The sequence below is a fragment of the Terasakiispira papahanaumokuakeensis genome, assembly GCF_001709345.1.
GTDB lineage: Bacteria > Pseudomonadota > Gammaproteobacteria > Pseudomonadales > Halomonadaceae > Terasakiispira > Terasakiispira papahanaumokuakeensis.
This window is the reverse complement of sequence record NZ_MDTQ01000001.1, coordinates 828,050-849,376: the sequence shown is the minus strand read 5'-3', so window position 1 is coordinate 849,376 and position 21,327 is coordinate 828,050. Positions and strand designations below refer to the sequence as shown.

At 52.6% G+C, this 21,327-nt stretch carries 21 protein-coding genes; 18 read left to right on the top strand and 3 right to left on the bottom strand.

The annotated features are described in order from the left end of the window. Window positions 1-8: 8 nt before the first annotated feature. From BFW38_RS03800 to BFW38_RS03790, 3 genes are all read right to left on the bottom strand, one after another. Window positions 9-884 carry a SphA family protein gene (locus BFW38_RS03800; protein WP_245686060.1) on the bottom strand — a complete coding sequence of 292 codons (876 nt, stop codon included), beginning with the start codon at window positions 882-884 and terminating at the stop codon, window positions 9-11. Window positions 885-990: 106 nt separating this feature from the next. Beyond that, the gene (locus tag BFW38_RS03795) at window positions 991-1,971 is read right to left on the bottom strand and encodes a helix-turn-helix domain-containing protein (protein ID WP_175400925.1); all 981 of its coding nucleotides are present in this window, start codon (window positions 1,969-1,971) and stop codon (window positions 991-993) included. A gap of 392 nt (window positions 1,972-2,363) precedes the next feature. Beyond that, a complete protein-coding gene (locus BFW38_RS03790; RefSeq protein ID WP_245686059.1) occupies window positions 2,364-3,047 on the bottom strand; it encodes a FadR/GntR family transcriptional regulator in 684 nt (227 codons plus the stop codon). A 268-nt stretch (window positions 3,048-3,315) separates the two neighbouring features. Between BFW38_RS03790 and BFW38_RS03785 the strand changes: the two genes are divergently transcribed. The 18 genes from BFW38_RS03785 (at window position 3,316) to BFW38_RS03695 (ending at window position 21,324) form a co-directional block, all read left to right on the top strand. Continuing rightward, entirely contained in the window at window positions 3,316-4,293 is a 978-nt protein-coding gene (locus BFW38_RS03785) for a TRAP transporter substrate-binding protein (protein ID WP_068997193.1), read from the top strand. A gap of 56 nt (window positions 4,294-4,349) precedes the next feature. Beyond that, complete coding sequence (locus BFW38_RS03780; RefSeq protein WP_068997192.1) at window positions 4,350-4,904, top strand: TRAP transporter small permease; 555 nt, start codon at window positions 4,350-4,352, stop codon at window positions 4,902-4,904. Next, entirely contained in the window at window positions 4,901-6,181 is a 1,281-nt protein-coding gene (locus tag BFW38_RS03775; protein WP_068997191.1) for a TRAP transporter large permease, read from the top strand. Before BFW38_RS03780 ends, BFW38_RS03775 begins: the two co-directional genes overlap by 4 nt. Before the next feature lie 76 nt (window positions 6,182-6,257). Continuing rightward, entirely contained in the window at window positions 6,258-7,298 is a 1,041-nt protein-coding gene (locus BFW38_RS03770) for a 4-hydroxythreonine-4-phosphate dehydrogenase PdxA (RefSeq protein WP_069000183.1), read from the top strand. Window positions 7,299-7,348: 50 nt separating this feature from the next. Then, a complete protein-coding gene (locus BFW38_RS03765) occupies window positions 7,349-8,521 on the top strand; it encodes an L-rhamnonate dehydratase (RefSeq protein WP_068997190.1) in 1,173 nt (390 codons plus the stop codon). Window positions 8,522-8,532: 11 nt separating this feature from the next. Further along, on the top strand, window positions 8,533-9,531 hold the full coding sequence (gene araD1, locus BFW38_RS03760) for an AraD1 family protein (protein WP_068997189.1): 999 nt from the start codon (window positions 8,533-8,535) through the stop codon (window positions 9,529-9,531). A 383-nt stretch (window positions 9,532-9,914) separates the two neighbouring features. Beyond that, on the top strand, window positions 9,915-10,202 hold the full coding sequence (locus tag BFW38_RS03755; RefSeq protein WP_068997188.1) for a sll1863 family stress response protein: 288 nt from the start codon (window positions 9,915-9,917) through the stop codon (window positions 10,200-10,202). A 583-nt stretch (window positions 10,203-10,785) separates the two neighbouring features. Further along, a complete protein-coding gene (gene urtA / locus BFW38_RS03745; protein WP_068997186.1) occupies window positions 10,786-12,090 on the top strand; it encodes an urea ABC transporter substrate-binding protein in 1,305 nt (434 codons plus the stop codon). Between the two features lie 215 nt (window positions 12,091-12,305). Next, window positions 12,306-13,919 (top strand): urea ABC transporter permease subunit UrtB, encoded by a 1,614-nt coding sequence (urtB, locus tag BFW38_RS03740; RefSeq protein WP_068997185.1) that lies wholly within the window; start codon window positions 12,306-12,308, stop codon window positions 13,917-13,919. Window positions 13,920-13,922: 3 nt separating this feature from the next. After that, window positions 13,923-15,095, top strand: a complete 1,173-nt coding sequence (urtC, locus tag BFW38_RS03735; RefSeq protein WP_068997184.1) for an urea ABC transporter permease subunit UrtC — start codon at window positions 13,923-13,925, stop codon at window positions 15,093-15,095. Then, window positions 15,092-15,934, top strand: coding sequence for an urea ABC transporter ATP-binding protein UrtD (urtD, locus tag BFW38_RS03730; protein WP_068997183.1), 843 nt, complete (start codon window positions 15,092-15,094; stop codon window positions 15,932-15,934). Before urtC ends, urtD begins: the two co-directional genes overlap by 4 nt. Window positions 15,935-15,985: 51 nt before the next feature. Continuing rightward, window positions 15,986-16,693 (top strand): urea ABC transporter ATP-binding subunit UrtE, encoded by a 708-nt coding sequence (gene urtE, locus BFW38_RS03725; protein WP_068997182.1) that lies wholly within the window; start codon window positions 15,986-15,988, stop codon window positions 16,691-16,693. After that, the gene (locus BFW38_RS03720; RefSeq protein WP_068997181.1) at window positions 16,693-17,595 is read left to right on the top strand and encodes an urease accessory protein UreD; all 903 of its coding nucleotides are present in this window, start codon (window positions 16,693-16,695) and stop codon (window positions 17,593-17,595) included. The genes urtE and BFW38_RS03720 overlap by 1 nt, the downstream gene beginning before the upstream one ends. Before the next feature lie 37 nt (window positions 17,596-17,632). Then, window positions 17,633-17,935 (top strand): urease subunit gamma, encoded by a 303-nt coding sequence (locus BFW38_RS03715; protein ID WP_068997180.1) that lies wholly within the window; start codon window positions 17,633-17,635, stop codon window positions 17,933-17,935. 73 nt (window positions 17,936-18,008) lie between these two features. Next, complete coding sequence (locus BFW38_RS03710) at window positions 18,009-18,353, top strand: urease subunit beta (RefSeq protein ID WP_068997179.1); 345 nt, start codon at window positions 18,009-18,011, stop codon at window positions 18,351-18,353. After that, a complete protein-coding gene (gene ureC, locus BFW38_RS03705) occupies window positions 18,350-20,053 on the top strand; it encodes an urease subunit alpha (protein ID WP_068997178.1) in 1,704 nt (567 codons plus the stop codon). Before BFW38_RS03710 ends, ureC begins: the two co-directional genes overlap by 4 nt. Window positions 20,054-20,117: 64 nt before the next feature. Next, window positions 20,118-20,666, top strand: a complete 549-nt coding sequence (gene ureE / locus BFW38_RS03700; protein ID WP_068997177.1) for an urease accessory protein UreE — start codon at window positions 20,118-20,120, stop codon at window positions 20,664-20,666. Beyond that, entirely contained in the window at window positions 20,659-21,324 is a 666-nt protein-coding gene (locus BFW38_RS03695; RefSeq protein ID WP_245686058.1) for an urease accessory protein UreF, read from the top strand. Before ureE ends, BFW38_RS03695 begins: the two co-directional genes overlap by 8 nt. Window positions 21,325-21,327: the final 3 nt, after the last annotated feature.

The window sequence follows — 21,327 nt, the reverse complement described above, 5'->3', positions numbered from 1 at the left end:
AAGACCTCCTAAAAGCTGTAGGCTAGACGGACAGCCGCGTTGTAGCCTTGAGTGCGATTCTCGGCGCCAAATTCCTTATAAACATGGAACCAGACAGCGGGCAGACCTGGCGAAAAAAAACTCACCGCGGGACCCGCCGCCCAAACACGCGCTCGACGGCCATCCCCTGCCGATAACGATGGGCTCTTATCATCACTGAGTTGATCGTAATAGTAGCCTCCAAGGCCCAGCGTCCAGTTATCTAGATGCTGGCCAATCGCAAACTCATTGCGATACTCCACACCGCTACGGTAATCAGTATCGGTATTACGGGTATTCACATCGATCTGTGACAAAGTTGAGAGTTCGAGACCGCCTTCAGTGATATAGGTCAGCCCAACAATAGGTGAGAAGGTCCAGTGGTTAAGGCCAGGATTAATCAACCGATCCTGATCATATTCCCCAGTAGGCACTTGAATTTGGAACTGGGCACTGATGCCCAGATTGGCTGCCGGCTGCCAAGCCAACATCAATGGCATGATTTGCGCATCGGCCTGTGCCAAGACATGAGCATCATCATGAAACACCTGACGCCCTCCCACATTCACATCCAGGTTGGCCTCCATATCGAAAAAAGGCATGACGCCACCAAAGCCATAGCGTGCACCAAACAGTGTCTGATCCGTCATGCGGATATACGCTAGGCCGATGGATAAGACGTCGAGGGAGAAATCGTTAGGAGAGCGGGACCCATTATCGGTTCGCTGATCATGGGTCGAATACCAGGCCGTGCGTAATCCGAAGGTGCCGCCGGGTGTCGCAGGGGGCAAGAAACCAGAACCAAACTCGTAAGTCCCCATCGGGGTGGTCGGCGATCCATTTTCAGTCGCTAACGCTGAATGCATGTAGGACGTGCAGATCAGAGCAAGACAGACAGGCAATATTGTTTTCATTGTGCACCTAGTCATCAGAAGTGGAGTGCACCAGCTTATGTCGTCTGCAATGATCTCGTTATCCAGATTTGGCAGAATTTCGTCGACTACGCTCAAGCGTTTCTGAAGGCCGCTCACCAAACAGTTGACGGTAAGCCATCGCAAAATGTCCCAGATGAAAAAAACCCCAACGTATGGCTTCATCCTGAACTTGCCATGCATCCCCACAAGCCAGCGAACGATGCACCGCATTGAGCCGAAAAAGGCGGACGTAAGTGGCAGGGCTCACGCCTAGATACTCCTGAAAGCAGTACTGTAACTTGCGCTGGCTTACCCCGATGTCGTGACAAATGGAAGGGATCGAAACCGGCTCATCATGATGGGCATCAATCACTTCACGCGCGCGGTCAACCACTCTCTTGCGCTCTGACGGCATCACCGATTCCACCGCTCCTTGTGCTAGCGCATCGACAATATGGCCCAAAAAGGCATCAGATAATACTGAGCGACAGACCAGATCAGGACGTAATACCAGCCACTGGCAAGATAAGTCGAATAGTCGCGTCAAGGCTTGATAGCTAGAGAATGAAGGTAAGTAACATGGCCCGCTCTGGAGTCGCTCAATGGCTTCTTGTGTTTCATCGGACAAGCCTGCCAATTTTTGATAGTCAACGCTCAGGGACAGTACATCCAGATCAGCTGCAACACGAATTTCCGGCAGCTCACCCCCCATGACCGCCAACACACCGCCATAATCATAGCGGCGCCCTAGGCATATCAGAGGATCACGAGGCTTAGAAAGCGGAAAATTAAAGCTGACCTGATGGCAACTCAAAGCACCTCGCTTGAGCAAAGCCTGATTACTCGATTCCCGAATCAGAGAGAGTCCATCTAATTCAAATCGCACCATCTGGCCTTTGAAGCAACCCGAAGACAATTGCATCAATTGAAGATCCCAACCTTGATGCTCTTCAGCATGCTGTTGAATATCACACGTCTGCTGACGCACCACACAAGGTATACCAACATCGAGACAAGCACGCTCTACGGGAATATTCATACGATTCATCCTCGATCAGCGATCATTGTTGTTGTTATTCACGCGATATAGCTGTCATTCTCGATCAACGCCTTAAGCGGCCGCGCCCACACCTCCTCTCATTGTGAATCTCCATAGTGGCTCTTCGTGATGTGACCACCACCAATGGGTCTTCTTCGAAAACAGTGAACCTGTTGCTTGCGCTGACAGACTACACGATTAATGAGCACGACAATTGTTTAGCCGTGCCCAGAATTTGCTCAAGCCCGCCTTATCAGCCGTACACCGCTATCGTTCAACGACTCATTCAAGAGGGAAAATTTCAACAAGGGTTTTACTCTGCTGAGTAGGGCATAGGCCCTGTTCAGACTGAGCCTATGACTGATCCTGTAGAGCCTATCGCCATCGGATCATCACAAAGCGTCCACCTCTCGGCGTGCGGCTTTCTCCTTCGTCGTGCGATAAACACTATCCAAGTGAGCCAGCATCGCACGCTCAGCAGCCTCCGGGTCGCCCCGTTTCAATGCCTCCACAATATGGACATGTTCTTGATAACTGCGCGCAATCGCGCCCTCTTCCACCATCACCGCCCGGCGCAGATCAAGCCCATACCCATAGAGCTCTTGGGCATAGCGCAACAACAAAGCATTGTCAGCATATTCAGAGATGAGCTTATGGAAGTTTTGATCTGACAGCTGGAAATAAACCGGAGCATCAAACAACCGACTCTGAGCCTCTAGCATGCGCTCCAGCTTCTGAATACCTTCAGCATCAATTCTGGTGGCGGCTCGCTTGGCAATGGCCGCTTCAACCACAATGCGACTCTCAAAAACACAATCCACATCAAAGTGCTCGATTTCAGTGACCTTAGCGGTGTCTTGAGCATTCTGAAAACGTGCAAGCGTTTCTTCATTGGCAATGACTCGGGTTTTGCTACCGTGAGAAACGCTGATCAAAGCATAAGCCGCCATTTGAGAAAGAGCACCGCGCACCGTCTCTCGACTGACTTCAAACAGCTGTGCAAGCTCACGCTCACTCGGTAATAGATCACCTTCACGTAGTAAGCCTGTCATCAGCATATTAATCAGCTTATCCACTAATATTTCTTTTTTTGTCTTATTCTTAAGTGCTTTTTCGAACGCAAATACTGAATTATCCATAAGATCTTCTCTAAACAACTGGTCTAAAGTGTAGACCAAAAAATAGTCAAAACCCTCACAATATATCTCCCATCACTAGACAAACGTCTACATTCAACACCTTTCTATTGACTAAGAAAACACAACCCGACTAGATTGCTTATCAACTGGTACGGTGAACCAACCAGCAGTCCAGTACAACAATAAGTCTAAAAAGGAGCACATCATGCCTAACCCCCTGAAAATAGCAGCTTTAACGATAGCCATGCTCTCTATCCACGCCCAAGCGAGTCAAGAAAAAATCGTATTCGCTATTGGGGGGTCGTCCCAAAGTTTGCAAGGTCAAACGGCCTTAGAATTCAAGCGCAATCTAGAGGAAAAGCTAGGTGATCAGGTTCAAGTGGAATACTACGACAGTGGCCAACTAGGCGATGAACGTCAGCTCATCCAGCGCCTTCGCCTGGGCACGGTGGACCTCGCTGCCATTTCATCGATTATGTCCTCAGTCGCACCCGAGTTTGCGCTCTTTGACCTCCCTTACCTGGTAGAGAGTCGTGAGCACCTCAAACAAATTGACGATGAAATCGTCATGCAGGACTTGGCCGATACCGCCGAGAAAAAAGGCTTAAAAATTATTTCGACTTGGGAGAATGGGTTCCGTCATATCACCAATAACCAACGCCCGATCACAACGCCTTCTGATTTAAATGGGCTACGCATCCGCACGCCCCAAAGTGACTGGCGGACGCGGATGTTCTCAGCCTGGGGAGCCAACCCCACTCCCATGGCGTTTTCTGAAGTCTTTGTCGGGTTACAAACAGGGGTGATTGATGGCCAGGAAAACCCCCTCAGCAATATATATGGCGCGCGCCTTCACGAAGTTCAAAAATATCTATCGCTATCGAATCACGTCTACACCCCCATTTGGCTCACCGCAGGTCAGGGCGGTTGGAACCAGTACTCCGAAAACATTCGTACCGCCATTAGCGAAGCCGCTATCGAGACTCAATCATGGGCATTGACCAGAGGCGCAGAGCTAGATCAGGAGCTCATCAGCACTATGCGCGACTCAGGTATTGAAGTGAATGAGGTTGACCGAGACGCCTTTATCAAAGCTAGCACCTCTGTCTATGAGGCGTTTGCAGAGCAAGTTGAAGGTGGGCAAGCCTTAATCGATCGAGCCATGGAGCTCGCTGATCAATAACACAATCGCCTGTCAGCCCGTTATTCGCGCCAATGTTCTTCAATGGGTATAAGACCATGATACGAATAGAACAAATACGATTGATTACTGAAAAGATATTAGAATTTTTCACCGTAACTTTGCTGCTTTCTCTGACTTTAATCGTACTTTTAGCCGTTGCCTTCAGAACGTTGGGCAGCTCTATCACTTGGTATGATGAGGTGGCCTCTATCGGGCTGGCTTGGCTCTCCTTTTACGGGGCTAACTTAGCGGCGATTAAACGCGCTCATATGGGGTTCCCCAGTTTTGTCAGCAATGCTCATCCGTTTATTCGCATTATTTTATTTATTTTAAGTGAATTAATTGTGGTGAGCTTTTTTATCATCATGGCTTATTACGGCTACCAAGTATTAGACGTTTTAGCATGGGATAGTTTGGTCTCTTTGCCACAAGTTAGCTTGACCTTCACACAATCGGTTATTCCGGTGAGTTCAGTCCTTTTTATTATTTGTGAACTGTTATCCCTGCCTGGCGCTTGGAAAAAGATGAAGCAAGGTATTGACAGTGACCATGAGGCTATAGAAGAAGCCATCCGTTTAGCCGAACAAGGATTAAAGGAGCAACGCTTATGACTTTATTAATCGTGATCGCAGCCTTGTTCGCGTTGGTCCTGATCAATGTCCCGATTGCCGTCGCTATTGGTGTTGTCGGTGTGGTGGGTGTTTATATCAACATGGGGCCAGAGCATTTACTTAATGTTCCGCTGACCCTTTTCAATGGCGCAACCAATTTCCCACTCATTGCCATTCCGCTATTTATTTTTGCGGGCGCGCTGATGAATACCTCAGGAATCTCCACCCGTTTGATCAATTTAGTGACGGCCATGGTGGGATTTGTAAGAGGTGGCCTCGCTATGGTGAATGTCGGAGTCTCGATGTTTTTTGCTGAGATATCAGGATCAGCCGTTGCTGATGTGGCCGCAACCGGCTCAGTGCTGATTCCCGAAATGAAACGTAAACACTACAACCACGAGTTTTCTGCTGCGATTACGTCTTCATCAGCCTCTCTCGCCATCATTATCCCCCCTTCTCTGTCGATGATCATTTACGGTGCTATCGCCGAAGTGTCCATTGTTCAGCTATTCGTGGCCGGGATCATTCCCGGCATTATTGGGGGTATTGGTCTTGCCTGCTTCTGCTACTACTACGCCGTCAAATACAACTTACCGCGTGAAGAAGCCTTCTCATTGGGTCGCTTAGGCCATGCCTTTAAAGAGGCCGCATGGGCGCTTATTCTTCCCGTCATTATTTTAGGGGGCATCTTTGGTGGTTTTGTCACCGCCACTGAAGGGGCTGGCATTGCCGTATTCGCTGCCCTGATCATTGGCGGCCTGATCTACCGAGAACTGAATTTAAAAATTTTATATCGTGCCGTCACAGAGGGCGTCATACAAACGGCCGTTGTGATGTTATTAGTCGCTACCTCAGCGGTATTAGGTTTATTTTTAACTGAGATGCAGCTGCCTCAACAGCTGGCCCAAGAAATCACCACCATCACCCAAGATCCCCTTGCAGTACTGGCACTACTCAACATTTTATTACTGCTATTGGGCATGTTCCTCCATGGCGCCGCCGCCATTATTTTAGTTGTCCCCATCGTCATGCCACTGGTGACTCAAGTCGGCATTGACCCAATTCATTTTGGCTTGATTTTGACGCTTAACTTAGCCATTGGACAGCAAACACCCCCAGTCGCCTCTGTACTGGCAACCGCCTGCTCGATCGCTAAAACCGACATGTGGAATACCACCAAAGTGAACTTTCCCATGATCGGCGTATTGCTGATGGTGCTACTACTCGTCACTTATATTCCGGCTACATCACTCTATCTTGTCGATTTATTTTATTGAACCGACCTTTGGTTTTATTCAGCCGAACTTTGGTTTTATTGAATCGACCTTTAGTTTTATTAAAAAGGACCATGACATGCCAGATCTAAAACCTGTTCAAGATCTAAAACCTGTTATTGCCGTTATTCTTGGAGACCCCGCAGGTATTGGCCCTGAGTTAATCGCGAAGTTATTTAATGAAGCTGATATTTTTGAGGGTGTCCACACGGTATTACTCGGTGACCGCTGGTTATGGCAAGAAGGACAGCGTGTCGCTGGCATTGACCATCAACTCCCAGAAATCAGTGAGTTTAGTCAAGCTAGACAGTATTCAGGCCCCGTATTTTTACCCATGGATACCGTTGATCAAGATGCGATTCATTATGCCCAAGAAACGGCTGCAGGAGGCGCATCCGTCCTGGCACTATTAACACGCTGCATGGATGCGGCACTGGCCAATGATATCGATGCCATCTGTTTTGCCCCCTTAAATAAGTTCTCAATGAAAAAAGGCGGGCTGCAATACGAAGATGAGCTGCACTTCTTTGCTGATCACTTAAAGGTGACGGACTACTTTTGCGAGTTCAATACGCTGGGCCATTTATGGACAGCACGCATCTCCTCTCATATACCGCTTAAAGAGGCGGCTACGTACATTACGGAAGCGCGCATCATCGCTGCCAGCCGTCTCATGTACGACTCTTTGAAACTGGCGGGTAACCCCAATCCACGCATTGTCGTCGCCGCATTCAACCCCCATGGCGGAGAAGGCGGTACCTGTGGGCGCGAAGAAATCGAAGTCATTACGCCTGCGGTAAAAGCTTGTCAGGCTTTAGGCTATCCCATACAAGGCCCCCTACCCGCCGACACTTTATTTATTAAAGCTCGCGATGGCGAGTTTGATGCGGTCGTCACCATGTATCACGACCAAGGTCAAATCGCGATCAAGTTACTGGGCTTTATGGAGGGGGTCACCGTTCAAGGCGGTCTCCCCATTCCGATCACCACCCCAGCTCATGGCACCGCTTTCGATATTGCCGGACAGGGCAAAGCGAATGTGGGCCCCACCCGAAATGCGTTCCTCATCGCTTGCCGTATGGGCCATAACCTTCGGCAACAGCGTATTCAGCACACTTAATCAATTGATGACTTATATAAATCGATTCTGGAATGAAGGAAGGAAAGACGATGAAAATCACTCAGGTTCGTGCTCGCGTTTTTGAATGGAAAGGACATACCGTCGCCCCCACTGATCACTTTTGTTCCAACGCGATGGATGAACTGTGGGACAAAGGGGATTCAATGGGCACCTTCCGTTTTCACGGCTGGACCGTTGTTGAAATAGAAACCGATAACGGCATTGTCGGTATTGGCAACGTGGCATTAGCCCCCCGAATCGCCAAAGCCATTATCGATCAATATCTGGCGCCATTGGTCATCGGCCAAGATCCCTTTGATTACGAATACCTCTGGCAGCGGATGTACCGCTCTACCCATGCCTGGGGCCGGAAAGGTATCGGTATGGCGGCTATTTCAGGTGTTGATATCGCCATTTGGGACATCATGGGCAAAGCCGTGAACAAGCCCGTATTTAAACTACTCGGTGGTCGTACCAAAGAGAAAATCCCTTGTTATGCCTCCAAGCTGTATCGTACGGATCTCAAGAGTATGCAAGAAGAGGCTCAGTCCTACCTTGACCAAGGCTTCAAGGCGATGAAAATGCGCTTTGGTTATGGCCCCAAAGATGGCCCCTCAGGCATGCGTGAAAACCTCAATAGCGTGGCTGCCGTTAGAGAGGTGATCGGCGATGATATCGACTTAATGCTTGAATGCTACATGGGGTGGAACCTCGATTACGCCAAGCGCATGCTACCTCGCCTTGAACGCTTCCAACCGCGTTGGCTCGAAGAACCTGTCATCGCCGATGATATCGATGGCTATGCCGCTCTGAATCAACTCACCAGCATTCCCATTTCAGGGGGTGAGCACGAATTTACCTCTTATGGCTTTCGCCAGCTGCTCGAAAAACGAGCGGTTTCAGTGATTCAATACGATACCAACCGGGTCGGTGGCATCACCGCGGCACACAAGATCAACGCCCTGGCCGAATCATTCAGTGTGCCGGTCATTCCTCATGCCGGTCAGATGCATAACTATCATCTCACGATGTCCACGCTGGCCTCCCCCATGTCCGAGTTCTTCCCTGTCCATGACGTCGAAATTGGTAACGAGCTGTTCTACTACCTCTTTGAAGGCGACCCCGAGCCCATCAATGGGTTTATTGATCTTGATGACAATACCCCCGGCCTCGGCTTAAAGCTCAATGAACAATATTTAAACCAGTTCAACATCATCGAATGAGGGATGACGCCATGAGAATCGTACAATTACAAACCTCCCGCGGCGTGCGCGCTGCGGTGGTTGAGAGCCCCAGTCAACTGCGATTGATTGAGCACTCAGGCGGCACCTACGCATTAGCACTGGCTGCGCTTGAGGCGGGTGTCTCACTGGTCGAATTCATCTCATCTCGACGCAGCCATGAGCTGTTGGATTATCAACAGAGCATTGACCAGGGGCTATTGTTGCCCCCCCTCACGCATCCTGATCCTGCGCACTGCTTGATTAGTGGCACCGGCTTAACCCACCTCGGCAGTGCCGATACTCGATCCGCGATGCACGCAAAGGCTCAGATTGACGAAGAAAACCAAACCGACTCGATGCGCATGTTCAACATGGGCATCCAAGCGGGCAAACCCAAAGCCGGTGAAGTCGGCGCTCAACCGGAGTGGTTCTATAAAGGTGATGGCAACATCGTGATCGCGCCAGAAAGCCCCTTGCAAGTCCCCGCTTATGCGCAAGATGCAGGGGAAGAACCCGAGCTGGTGGGCCTCTATATCAACGACAGTGAGGGCAACCCTTGTCGACTGGGTTATGCGATTGGCAATGAATTCTCTGACCACATCACCGAACGCACCAATTATTTATGGTTGGCGCACTCCAAACTACGTGCCTGCAGCTTTGGCCCTGAATTATGGCTAGGGGCATTACCGGATCACTTAGCAGGCACAAGCCGTATTGTGCGCAACGGAGAAACGCTCTGGGAAAAACCTTTTGTGACGGGTGAAGCCAATATGGCACATAGCCTAGCCAACTTAGAACATCACCACTTCAAATATGCTCAATTCCGCCAACCGGGCAATGTGCATGTACACTATTTCGGTACAGCCACACTGAGCTTTGCCGATGGCATCTCCGTCCAGGATGGCGATCGTTTTGAAATCGAACTACCAACGCTAGGCCGTTCACTGCGTAATCCGGTCGTTTTTTCAACAGAAGAAAAGGCACAAGCGTATCAAGTACGCTGGCTATAAAAACCAATAGACAACACAAAAATCGGGCCCCATGGGACAATAAACACCTGATGCCTTTGAAATCTTGAAGGGCTTAAATTGGCGTTAGTTGTGATCAACATAGATGCGGATAATCGATCAAAAGTAACGCAATAAAGGTAAGGTAAGTGTCTAGAGAACTAGGGGCTTGCCACCTTGTTGTGAAAGGTCTCGGCGAAGGCGCTTTGTCAAGGCGCGTGGTGAAGGTAAGTGTTAAGCGTTTTTGATTTGAGCGCCGTAAAAGTTAACCCCCGCAGGCGGGGTTGCGGTTAGCCCCCCCTTGAATCTTTCAGCAGGATCCCAATGTTGTTAAGCAAGTAGACGCAATGTCGGATCAACCCATTGGCACACCTTGGAGGTGAACCATGAGTAGCAAGTCCGCGTATGAGCAGAAGCTGAAGGCCCAGTTGGATGAGTGGAATGCGGAGATTGAGCAGTTAAAAGCCAAAGCCGAGCAGGCCAGTGCAGATGCTCAGTTGGAGTATTACCGCAAGATTGAAGAGCTGCGCGAGCGCCAGCAGGAGGCCAACAGCAAATTGCTTGAGATGAAAGATGCGTCTGGACAGGCCTGGGAAGATTTGAAGTTAGGCGCTGAGGCCGCTTGGGAGGCACTGTCCACCAGCATTAAATCCGCTCGGGAGCGTTTTAAGTAACCGGGTGAAGTTATTGAATTGTGATTGATGGGGTGATGTCATTTGGAATGCGTGATGAAGCCTCATAGGCCATTAATCGGCCATTAAGTGTGATACACCGTCGCTCACATCGGTGTTGGGGCCTGGCAGGAGTGCCGGGCCTTTTTTATGTCTCTTCTTTATATCCCTGATAGGCCGTGTTCTTCACGACCTTTTGCCCACGACCTTTTGCCCACGGTCATCACTGACGGTCGCGGTGTTTTTTTGTGCACCTTCGCCCGCTTCTGGGCATTCACTTCAGAGCGCGCGCACCAAAGCGCCCGGCTGCGCACCATTATTCCCCATTTTGATCATGCGCCCCATTGCAGCGCACCAAGTCAGTGCCTCTGGTGCGCTGTTTTTTGTCGCTCATGGCAAAACCTTTTTTTCACCATCTAGATTTAATTATTTAACTCATTGTTTTTTAAATGAAATTTAAAAAGCAGGAACAGAGTTTGATATAGCTCAAGTGGACACAGTGTGATGGGGTCGACTGAGTCGAACCTTCATCTCCTTTCAGTAACTCATCCAACCCAACAAAAACAACCTGAATGAAGGATCTGCCATGAGCATTAAAAAGCATTTAGCGTCTGGGTTATCGGCCCTTGCCCTCACGACAGCGTGTATCACTTTGCCATCATTGGCGCTGGCGGATGAAGACCCGATCAAGGTGGGGATTTTGCATTCACTCTCCGGCACCATGGCCATCAGTGAGTCGACGCTGAAAGATGAAATGCTCATGTTGATTCAAGAGCAAAATGAAAAGGGCGGTTTATTGGGCCGTCAGTTAGAGCCGGTGGTGGTTGACCCCGCATCGGATTGGCCACTGTTCGCAGAGAAGGCCCGCCAGCTACTGGCGCAAGATAAAGTGGATGTCATTTTCGGCAACTGGACATCGGTCTCACGTAAATCGGTGCTGCCGGTGGTTGAAGAGTTGAATGGCCTGTTGTTCTACCCCGTTCAGTATGAAGGGGAAGAGTCATCTGAGAATGTCTTTTATACCGGGGCCGCGCCGAATCAACAGGCGATTCCGGCAGTCGATTATCTGATGAATCAGGTCGGCGTAAAACGCTGGGTACTGGCCGGAACGGATTACGTGTATCCGCGCACCACCAATAAAATCCTCAAGGCTTATTTGAAAGATCATGGTGTGGCCGATAGCGACATTATGGTCAATTACACGCCTTTCGGGCATGCCAACTGGCAGTCGATCGTCTCCGATATCAAGCGCTTCGGCAGTGCCGGTAAGAAGACGGCCGTCGTCTCCACCATCAATGGGGATGCCAACGTGCCCTTCTATCGTGAGCTGGCGAACCAAGGCATTGAGGCCTCTGATATTCCGGTCGTGGCCTTCTCGGTCGGTGAACAGGAGCTCTCTGGGATTGATACCGCGCCATTAGTGGGTCACTTGGCCGCGTGGAACTACTTTATGAGCGTCGATAACGATGCCAACTATGATTTCATCGATCAGTGGATTGACTACACCGGCGATGAGAATGCCGTCACCAATGACCCGATGGAAGCCCATTACATCGGCTTTAATATGTGGATGGAAGCCGTGCGCAAAGCCGGTACCACCGATGTTGATGCGGTGAAAGACGCCATCATCGGCGTCTCTGTGCCGAACCTGACCGGCGGTTACGCCACTATGATGCCAAACCACCACATCACCAAGCCGGTGTTGATCGGTGAGATTCAGGATAATGGCCAGTTCTCTGTGGTGTGGAAAACACCGTCTACCGTGGCCGGTGATGCCTGGTCTGATTACCTGCCCGGCTCAAAAGATTTGATCAGTGATTGGCGCCAGCCGCTGCATTGCGGCAACTACAACGTGGTTGAACATACTTGTGGCGGCAGTGAAGCCAAGTAATGGCTTCGCTGAATCACAAGCGCTGAATCACCCTTTTGAGTCAACACCCCGGCCGCACAGGGAAGTGCGGTGGGGACAGTCCAGGTGTTGCGCCTTTATCAATGGCGCCCCGCTTGACTGACCCGCTTTGACTGACCCGATTGAACGGAATAGGCCTCTTCATGTCCATTCGCCCATCATTGAGATCTGCGCTGTCAACGTTAACAGCGCTGCTTATGCTACTGAGCGCCGCTGCTGTTCAGGCGGCCCCCCAGGCGGCGCCAGATGCTCAGGCCACGCCACAGCAGCAGAAGGTCAATGCCCAAGACACGCAAGCCGCAGCGCTGTTGAATCAGTTGGCCGATGGCTCATATCACAATAAAGCCAAGACGATTGAACAGATTGCCGACAGTTCAGATGAGCGTGCACGCCAATGGTTAGAAGCGTTTGCCGCCAATAAGCTGGCCCGACTAGAAGACAGCGGCGAGTTCGTGATCATTATCAAAAACCGAGGCCGCCACTGGACCATCGCCAATGCGCTCACCGGTGAGCCGATGGGTAAGCGCTCACGCCGGGATATTGATGTCATTCGCGTCAATAACCAGTTGCGCAATCAACTGCAAGACATCTTGTCGGTGATTGACCTGAAAGTCAGCGATCCAGAGCGCCGCTTAGCCGCCGCACGGGATTTACGCGGTAAAGTCACCGCAGAAATGACCAGTCAACTACGCAAAGTTTATGTCGATGAAGATCATGCCGAGGTGAAATCGGCGTTAGAAGAGGCCTTGGCGATCTATCAGCTCGATACTCAGCAAGACCCAGAAGCCATTGAGATTCTCGATGGCAGCCTCAGCAGTGAAGCCCGTGCCGCCCTGAACCGTGCCGCTCAAAGCGATCAGCCCGAGCTGGCCGCTGCCGCGAAAAAAGCCCTCAGCGGTATTCAAGATAAGTTGAAACTCAATCGCGCCGCTGAAACGCTTTATTTTGGGTTATCACTCGGCTCGGTACTGGTCTTGGCCGCTATTGGGCTGGCGATCACTTTCGGCGTCATGGGCGTGATCAATATGGCCCATGGCGAACTCATGATGCTAGGCGCCTACACCACTTGGGGCATGCAGCAGTTATTGCCTGACAGCCCTGGGCTGGCGCTGGTGCTATCAATCCCCGCTGGGTTCCTGGTCGCCGCGCTGGTCGGTATCGGGATTGAGCGCAGCGTGATTCGTCACTTACAAGGCCGTCCATTAGAAACATTGTTGGCCACTTTCGGGATCAGTCTGATCCTGCAACAGCTGGTGCGCACCGTGATTTCGCCGCTGAACCGGACGGTCATCACGCCGGAGTGGATGAGCGGCTCGATTATGATCAATGAGGCGTTATCGCTGACCTTAAATCGCCTTTATATCATGGGCTTTGCTGCGCTGGTCTTTATCGGCCTGATGATGATCATGCGTAAAACCCGCCTCGGTCTAGAAGTCCGCGCCGTCACCCAAAATCGTGCCATGGCCCGAGCGATGGGCATTCGCGCCACCCGGGTCGATATCATGACCTTTGGCCTGGGCTCGGGCGTTGCCGGGTTAGCCGGTGTGGCGCTGTCCCAAATCACTAATGTCGGCCCCAACCTGGGGCAGAACTATATTATCGACTCTTTCATGGTGGTGGTCTTCGGTGGGGTCGGCAATCTCTGGGGGACCTTAGTCGCTGGGCTCTCACTGGGCACGCTGAATCAATTATTGGAACCCTGGGCGGGCGCCGTGTTAGCCAAAATCGTCGTGCTGGTGTTCATTATTCTGTTTATTCAAAAACGCCCTCGCGGACTCTTCCCGCAGAAGGGCCGTGCGGCGGAGGGCTAAGCCATGTCGGATTTAATCTCATCTCATCAGGCGCCCTCAGCCAATGCCGTCAACAGTCGTCATTGGTTGGCCCAGCCCTTTACCGAAAAAGCGACGCAACGTTTTCTGCTGGTGTTACTCGGTGCAGTGGCGTTGGTCTCGGTGCTGCATCTGGCTTTTCCAGAAGGCCATCCGCTGCATGTCAGTACCTATACGGTCACCTTATTAGGCAAATACCTGTGTTATGCCTTGTTGGCGGTGGCCGTGGATTTGATCTGGGGTTATCTGGGCATCCTGAGCTTGGGTCATGGGGCTTTCTTTGCCCTCGGCGGTTACGCCATGGGGATGTATCTGATGCGTCAGATCGGCGATCGCGGCGTCTATGGCAATCCTGATCTGCCGGATTTCATGGTCTTTCTCAACTGGGACAGTCTGCCCTGGTACTGGCATGGCTTTGATATGGCCTGGTTTGCCTTTGCCATGGTGGTGTTGGCCCCTGGGATTCTGGCGTTGGTCTTCGGTTTTCTGGCCTTTCGCTCTCGGGTCACGGGGGTTTATCTGTCGATTATTACCCAAGCCCTGACCTTTGCGCTGATGCTGGCTTTCTTCCGCAATGAGATGGGCTTTGGCGGCAACAATGGCCTGACCGACTTCAAAGATTTATTAGGCTTTGACTTACGCAGTGATGCCACCCGCTTGGGGCTCTTTATCGGCAGCGGACTGGCTTTGGCTGTGGGCTATATTCTGTGTCGCGCCATTGTCAGCAGTAAGCTGGGCCGCGTCAGTGTCGCCTGCCGTGATGCTGAGGCGCGTACGCGCTTTTTGGGTTATCGGGTGGAGCGGGTGCAGCTGTTTGTCTTTGTCATCTCCGCCATGCTGGCGGGGGTCGCGGGTGCTTTTTATGTGCCCCAAGTGGGCATTATCAACCCAGGTGAGTTCTCGCCGCTGTTCTCGATTGAAGTGGTGGTGTGGGTCGCACTGGGCGGGCGAGCGACCTTATATGGCGCCGTCATCGGTGCCTTGCTGGTGAATTATGCCAAAACGGTCTTCACCGGGATCATGCCGGATGCTTGGCTATTCGCCCTGGGCGCCCTCTTTGTGCTGGTGACGGTTTTCTTACCCCAAGGGATTGCCGGGCTGATGCAGCAACGCTTTCGCCGCCGCCCTGAACCGACTGCTGAGGAGAACGCCGCATGAATTTGATCAAAGAACTGGCTCAGCGCGATCAGGTCTTTAGTTTTATGATGCCGAGCGTTTCACCGGTCGATGTCCGCCATGGCCCAATTCTGTATCTGGAGGATGTGAGCGTCAGCTTTGATGGGTTTAAAGCCATTAATAATCTGAACCTCACCATTGATGATGGCGAACTACGCTGCATTATCGGCCCCAACGGCGCGGGCAAAACCACCATGATGGATATCATCACGGGTAAGACACGGCCTGATGAAGGTTCAGTCTGGTTTGGCAGTCGCCATAACCTGCTACAAATGAACGAGCCCGAAATCGCCAGCCTCGGGATTGGTCGTAAATTCCAGAAACCGACCGTTTTTGAAGCGCTGACGATTTTCGAAAATCTAGAGTTGGCCATGGCGTCCGATAAGCGGGTGCTCCCCACCTTAACCGCGCGGATGAATGGTGAAAAACGCGACCGTATAGAAGAGGTGTTGACCATTATCGGCCTGGAGACACAACGCTACCAGCGTGCGGGGGTGCTCTCCCATGGCCAGAAACAGTGGCTGGAAATCGGTATGCTGCTGATGCAACAACCCCGCCTGCTATTGGTCGATGAACCTGTCGCCGGGATGACCGAACAGGAAATGGAACGCACCGCCGAACTGCTGACCCGATTAGCCGGGCACAAAAGCAGTCACGGCCGTCAATCGGTCGTGGTGGTGGAGCATGATATGGGCTTTGTGCGATCGATCGCGCGCACCGTCACCGTGCTGCATCAAGGCAGCGTTTTGGCAGAAGGCTCAATGGATAAGGTCTCCAGTGATCCCAAAGTGGTGGAAGTGTATCTGGGAGAAGGCCATTGAACCGGCTTGTGAGAAGTTTGTGAATAGCCCGTGCGACGAGGACAGCCGCCGATGTTAAGCATTGAACAACTGAATCATTATTATGGCGAAAGCCACACCTTGTGGGATCTCAATGTCGAGGTGCCGTCCCAGCGCTGTACCTGCGTGATGGGGCGCAATGGGGTCGGCAAAACCACCTTGATGAAATGCATCATGGGTGAAGAGGCTGTCGCCAATGGCAGCATGCAGTATCAGGGGGCGAAAACCCCGTTGGATCTCAGCACCCAATCACTGGAAGCCCGCGCCCGTTTAGGGATTGGCTATGTGCCCCAGGGGCGACAGATTTTTCCACTGCTGAGCGTGGAGGAAAATCTACGTACCGGGCTCGCTGCTCGGGCGGATCAAAGCCGTCAGATTCCAGAGCGGATCTATGAGTTGTTTCCGGTACTCAAGGATATGCGCCAGCGCCGTGGCGGTGATTTATCGGGTGGCCAGCAACAGCAGTTGGCGATTGGTCGGGCGCTGGTCATCGAGCCCAAGCTATTAATTTTGGATGAACCCGGCGAAGGGATTCAGCCCAATATTGTCGCCCAAATTGGTGAGGTGATTCGCACTTTGATCGCCGAAGATCAACTGACGGTGCTTTTGGTCGAACAAAAACTCCCCTTTGCCCGTCAATACGCGGATAATTTTGTCATCATGGACCGCGGGCGCAGTGTCGCCACCGGTGAGATGCGCGATTTAACGGATAGCTTAATCCAACAACATTTGACCGTTTAATGACTGCAGACTTCGCCCAACCCACATCGAAAGCCGCCGATTCAGGGCACCGCTTTGACCCCACTCGCCGCTGGGCGGCCCATCTTAAGTTGGGGTTAGCCCATCGGGAGGAGAACGGCCAAGGGGTCACCCGGCTGGTGACCCGCCAACACCAAGGGCCACTGCGGGTACAGCGGCCTTTTTACCCTGAAGGCCGTGACGGCTGTTGCCATGTCTATTTGTTACATCCCCCTGGCGGGCTGGTCAGTGGTGATGCCTTGCACATTGAGGCAGAGCTGGCGCCCCACGCCCATGCATTACTCACCACACCAGCCGCCAATAAGCTGTATAAAGCGGATAGTCATGGCGTTCATTGGTCACAAACCACAGCGCTGAAGGTGGCCCCTGGCGCGACCTTGGAGTGGCTACCGCAAGACACCATTGCCTTTGATGGCTCTCGGGGCCAGCAATCGACTGAGATCGCACTACAAGGGGATGCTCGCTGCCTCGGCTGGGAAGTGCTGGTATTGGGGCGCCAGGCCGGTGATCTGCCTTTTGTCCAAGGCCAGCTGGATCAGCGTTTTGCCCTCACTCGCGATGACCGCCCGCTATGGCACGAACGCCAACTCATGGAGCCACAACACCCTCGCTTCAAAGGCCATTGGGGACAAGGGAGCGCCAGTGTGCAAGCGACCTTATGGTGTGTCGGATTAAGCGCACCAGATCAAGCCATTAATACACTCCGAGAAGCGCTACCGGCCTCTCCCCGCTGGGCAGTGAGTCATCGTCAGGGGGTCTTACTGCTACGTTATTTAGGTCATGATCGCAATGAAGCCTGGTCGCTTTGCCTGCAGGCCTGGTGTTGTTTACGTCCTTTATGGCTAGGCCTACCCGCTCAGATACCGCGTATCTGGCTGACTTAATTCAATCAAGAATCATCACGTTCATTGGAGTTATGCCATGGAACTCACCCCTCGCGATAAAGATAAGTTGCTGTTATTCACTGCCGCACTGTTGGCGGAAAGACGCAAGGCCAAAGGGCTCAAACTGAACTATCCCGAAGCCGTGGCTTTAATCAGCGCTGAGATATTAGAAGGCGCACGCGAGGGCAAAAGTGTCGCCGAGCTGATGAGTTTGGGCACCCAAGTGCTGACGCGAGATGACGTGATGGACGGCATCGCCGAGATGGTCGACGAAGTACAGGTTGAAGCCACCTTTCCCGATGGCACTAAGTTGGTCACCGTCCATCACCCGATCGTATAACGACACTTGATCGTATAAAAAACCGATTCACGACGCAGACACCCGCCGTCTGCATGACAGCTTGGAGGCCATGATGATTCCTGGCGAATACCAATTACAAACGGGCGATATTGAGTTGTGTCCCGATCGCCCTCGCACGACCTTGGAAGTGGCCAATAGCGGCGACCGGCCCATCCAGATCGGCTCACATTACCATTTTGCCGAAGCCAACCCGGCACTCCGTTTTGATCGTGATTTGGCCCGGGGTTTGCGTCTGGATATTGCTGCCGGCACCGCCATTCGCTTTGAGCCCGGCCAAACCCGCCAAGTGACCTTGATTCCCTTTGCTGACGATCAAGTCATTTACGGCTTTCGTGGTGAGGTGATGGGGCCAGTGACACCAGCATCCGGTGGACAACCTCAAGGAGATCCCGCATGAAGATTTCCCGACAAGCGTATGCCGATATGTATGGCCCCACGACCGGTGATCGCGTGCGTTTAGGCGATACCGAACTGTGGATTCAGGTCGAGCAGGATTACACCCATTACGGCGATGAAGTGAAGTTTGGCGGCGGTAAAGTGATTCGTGACGGCATGGGCCAGAGCCAGCGGGCGGATGATAGCGTGATGGATACCGTCATCACCAATGCGTTGATTCTAGATTGGTGGGGCATTGTCAAAGCCGACGTGGGCCTTCAAAAAGGTCGTATCGCCGGTATTGGCAAAGCCGGTAACCCCGATACCCAACCGGATGTCACCTTAGTGATTGGCCCCGGCACCGAGGTCATTGCCGGTGAGGGCAAAATTTTGACGGCAGGCGGCATCGATCCGCATATTCATTTTATTTGCCCACAGCAAGTCGAAGAAGCCCTGATGAGCGGTGTCACCACCATGCTCGGCGGCGGTACTGGCCCCGCGACTGGCACCAATGCCACCACCTGCACACCCGGCCCTTGGCATATTGGCAAGATGCTCCAAGCCGTCGACACTTTGCCCATGAATATTGGCTTTCTTGGCAAGGGCAATGCCAGTTTGCCGGCAGCCTTGAAGCAGCAGATCGAGGCCGGGGTGATTGGGCTTAAACTGCATGAAGACTGGGGCACCACTCCCGCCTCTATCGATAACTGCTTGAATGTCGCCGATGAGTATGACGTCCAAGTCGCGATTCATACCGACACCCTCAATGAAGCAGGTTTTGTCGAAGATACCCTCGCCGCCTTTAAAGATCGCTGTATTCATACGTTCCATACCGAAGGCGCTGGGGGCGGCCATGCACCGGATATCATCACCGCCTGCGCGCTGAACAATGTACTGCCATCATCCACCAACCCCACCCGGCCCTATACGGTCAACACCATTGATGAGCACCTCGATATGCTGATGGTGTGTCATCACCTGGACCCCAATATCCCAGAAGATGTGGCCTTTGCTGACTCCCGTATTCGCCGCGAGACCATTGCCGCCGAAGATATTCTTCACGATATGGGCGTGATCTCGATGATCTCCTCTGACTCCCAGGCTATGGGGCGCGTCGGTGAAGTCATCTGCCGGACTTGGCAAACCGCCCATAAAATGAAAGTGCAGCGTGGCTTATTGCCGGAAGATGAAGCCATAGGGGCCGATAACCTAAGGGCCAAACGCTATATCGCCAAGTACACCATCAATTCCGCGATTACCCATGGCATCGCCCATGAGGTCGGCTCCATTGAAGTCGGCAAATTGGCGGATCTGGTGTTATGGAGCCCGGCTTTTTTTGGGGTGAAACCGGCCTGTATTCTCAAAGGCGGCATGATTGCAGCAGCGCCCATGGGCGATCCCAATGCCTCGATCCCGACCCCGCAACCGGTGCACTATCGCCCCATGTTCGGCGCCTATGGCAAAGCCGCCAGCGCCACTCGCCTCACCTTTGTCAGTCAGGCCGCACTGGATGCCGATATTGGCACGCAGTTGGGGCTGGATAGCCCGCTTTCCGCTTGCCGTCACATCCGTCAGGTCCGTAAAAGCGATATGAAATTGAATGACCAGTGCCCGGTACTGACAGTGGACCCACAAACCTATGAAGTTCACGCCGATGGCGAACTGCTGACTTGTGAGCCCGCCACCGAACTGCCGTTGGCCCAGCGCTATCATTTGTTTTAGGGCTGGTTTTATTTTAGCGCTGGTTTCGTTTTAACGCGGATATTGAGAACCCAAGGACAAGATCATGCTCGAACTCACACAGCGACTGGGCCCACTGAACGATCAAGCGGCTAGCGACACACTCACACTCCCCCTGGAATTGCGTATTCGCGGCCGCCTGAGAGCCACCACGGATCAAGGCCAAGAGGTCGGCCTTTTCCTCGATCGCGGCCCGGTGCTGCGCGATGGTGAAGGGCTGAAAGCCGACACAGGAGAAATCATTCGGGTCCAAGCGGCGGATGAACCTGTCGTGACCGCTCGTATTGAGTCCGGGTTGGCACTGGCTCGGCTGTGCTATCACCTGGGCAACCGTCATGTGCAACTGGCCATGGGTCAAGATGACGCTGGGGGCTGGGTACGCTTCCCGCCTGATCATGTGTTGGAAGCTTTAGCCACCCGACTCGGCGCGCAACTACACCACCATCAGGCACCTTTTGACCCTGAACCGGGCGCTTACGCACAAGGGGAATCGGGCCACGGGCATTCCCATAGCCATGACCATTCGCATGGGCACAGTCACCATGAACACGGTCACTCGCATGAACACCGTCACCATGAACACACTCATGAATGACGATCTTGCACTGCTGGGCTTATTACAGCTGGTCAGCCCGGCCCTGCCCATCGGCGCTTTTGCTTGGTCTCAAGGCTTGGAAAGTGCCTTTGAATTGGGCTGGGTTGAGGATGCCAACGACCTCACCTCATGGTTAGAAGGTGTGCTGAATGATGGGCTGGCCCGTTGTGAACTGCCGGTGTTAGCGCGGATGCGCCAAGCCTGGGCCGAGCAGGATCAGGACAGACTGCAATACTGGAATGATTGGTTGCTGGCCAGCCGAGAGACCGCCGAGCTCTACGACGAAGATATTCGCCTTGGGGCTGCCTTGCAGCGACTGCTCAAAAGCCTATCGCTGGCCCCAACCGACGGCCCTACACCGCCGAGTTATGTCGGCCTGTTTGCCTGGACGGCCGATCAAAGGCACATCAGCACTCGCCCCATGTTATTGGGCTTTGCCTGGGCCTGGCTGGAGAATCAACTGGCCGTGGCCTGTAAAGCACTGCCTTTGGGCCACACCGCCGCCCAGCAGATCATCGAACAACTACGACCGTCACTGACACAAGCGGTCGACCTGGCGCTCAGCCTCCCGGATGATCAACTCGGCCCCATGCTACCGGGGCTGGCCCTAGGCTCAGCCCAGCATGAAACCCAATATTCACGTTTATTTCGCAGCTAATTT

Excerpts from the sequence above, each read along its gene's own strand:
- urtD (WP_068997183.1), top strand. The coding sequence starts at position 15,092 with ATGAATTTGATCAAAGAACTGGCTCAGCGCGATCAGGTCTTTAGTTTT.
- BFW38_RS03695 (WP_245686058.1), top strand. The coding sequence starts at position 20,659 with ATGAATGACGATCTTGCACTGCTGGGCTTATTACAGCTGGTCAGCCCG.
- BFW38_RS03780 (WP_068997192.1), top strand. The coding sequence starts at position 4,350 with ATGATACGAATAGAACAAATACGATTGATTACTGAAAAGATATTAGAA.
- BFW38_RS03800 (WP_245686060.1), bottom strand. The coding sequence starts at position 884 with ATGCATTCAGCGTTAGCGACTGAAAATGGATCGCCGACCACCCCGATG.
- BFW38_RS03785 (WP_068997193.1), top strand. The coding sequence starts at position 3,316 with ATGCCTAACCCCCTGAAAATAGCAGCTTTAACGATAGCCATGCTCTCT.
- BFW38_RS03710 (WP_068997179.1), top strand. The coding sequence starts at position 18,009 with ATGATTCCTGGCGAATACCAATTACAAACGGGCGATATTGAGTTGTGT.
- urtA (WP_068997186.1), top strand. The coding sequence starts at position 10,786 with ATGAGCATTAAAAAGCATTTAGCGTCTGGGTTATCGGCCCTTGCCCTC.
- urtB (WP_068997185.1), top strand. The coding sequence starts at position 12,306 with ATGCTACTGAGCGCCGCTGCTGTTCAGGCGGCCCCCCAGGCGGCGCCA.
- araD1 (WP_068997189.1), top strand. The coding sequence starts at position 8,533 with ATGAGAATCGTACAATTACAAACCTCCCGCGGCGTGCGCGCTGCGGTG.
- urtC (WP_068997184.1), top strand. The coding sequence starts at position 13,923 with ATGTCGGATTTAATCTCATCTCATCAGGCGCCCTCAGCCAATGCCGTC.
- ureE (WP_068997177.1), top strand. The coding sequence starts at position 20,118 with ATGCTCGAACTCACACAGCGACTGGGCCCACTGAACGATCAAGCGGCT.
- BFW38_RS03795 (WP_175400925.1), bottom strand. The coding sequence starts at position 1,971 with ATGAATATTCCCGTAGAGCGTGCTTGTCTCGATGTTGGTATACCTTGT.
- ureC (WP_068997178.1), top strand. The coding sequence starts at position 18,350 with ATGAAGATTTCCCGACAAGCGTATGCCGATATGTATGGCCCCACGACC.
- BFW38_RS03715 (WP_068997180.1), top strand. The coding sequence starts at position 17,633 with ATGGAACTCACCCCTCGCGATAAAGATAAGTTGCTGTTATTCACTGCC.
- BFW38_RS03765 (WP_068997190.1), top strand. The coding sequence starts at position 7,349 with ATGAAAATCACTCAGGTTCGTGCTCGCGTTTTTGAATGGAAAGGACAT.
- BFW38_RS03720 (WP_068997181.1), top strand. The coding sequence starts at position 16,693 with ATGACTGCAGACTTCGCCCAACCCACATCGAAAGCCGCCGATTCAGGG.
- BFW38_RS03755 (WP_068997188.1), top strand. The coding sequence starts at position 9,915 with ATGAGTAGCAAGTCCGCGTATGAGCAGAAGCTGAAGGCCCAGTTGGAT.
- BFW38_RS03770 (WP_069000183.1), top strand. The coding sequence starts at position 6,258 with ATGCCAGATCTAAAACCTGTTCAAGATCTAAAACCTGTTATTGCCGTT.
- urtE (WP_068997182.1), top strand. The coding sequence starts at position 15,986 with ATGTTAAGCATTGAACAACTGAATCATTATTATGGCGAAAGCCACACC.
- BFW38_RS03775 (WP_068997191.1), top strand. The coding sequence starts at position 4,901 with ATGACTTTATTAATCGTGATCGCAGCCTTGTTCGCGTTGGTCCTGATC.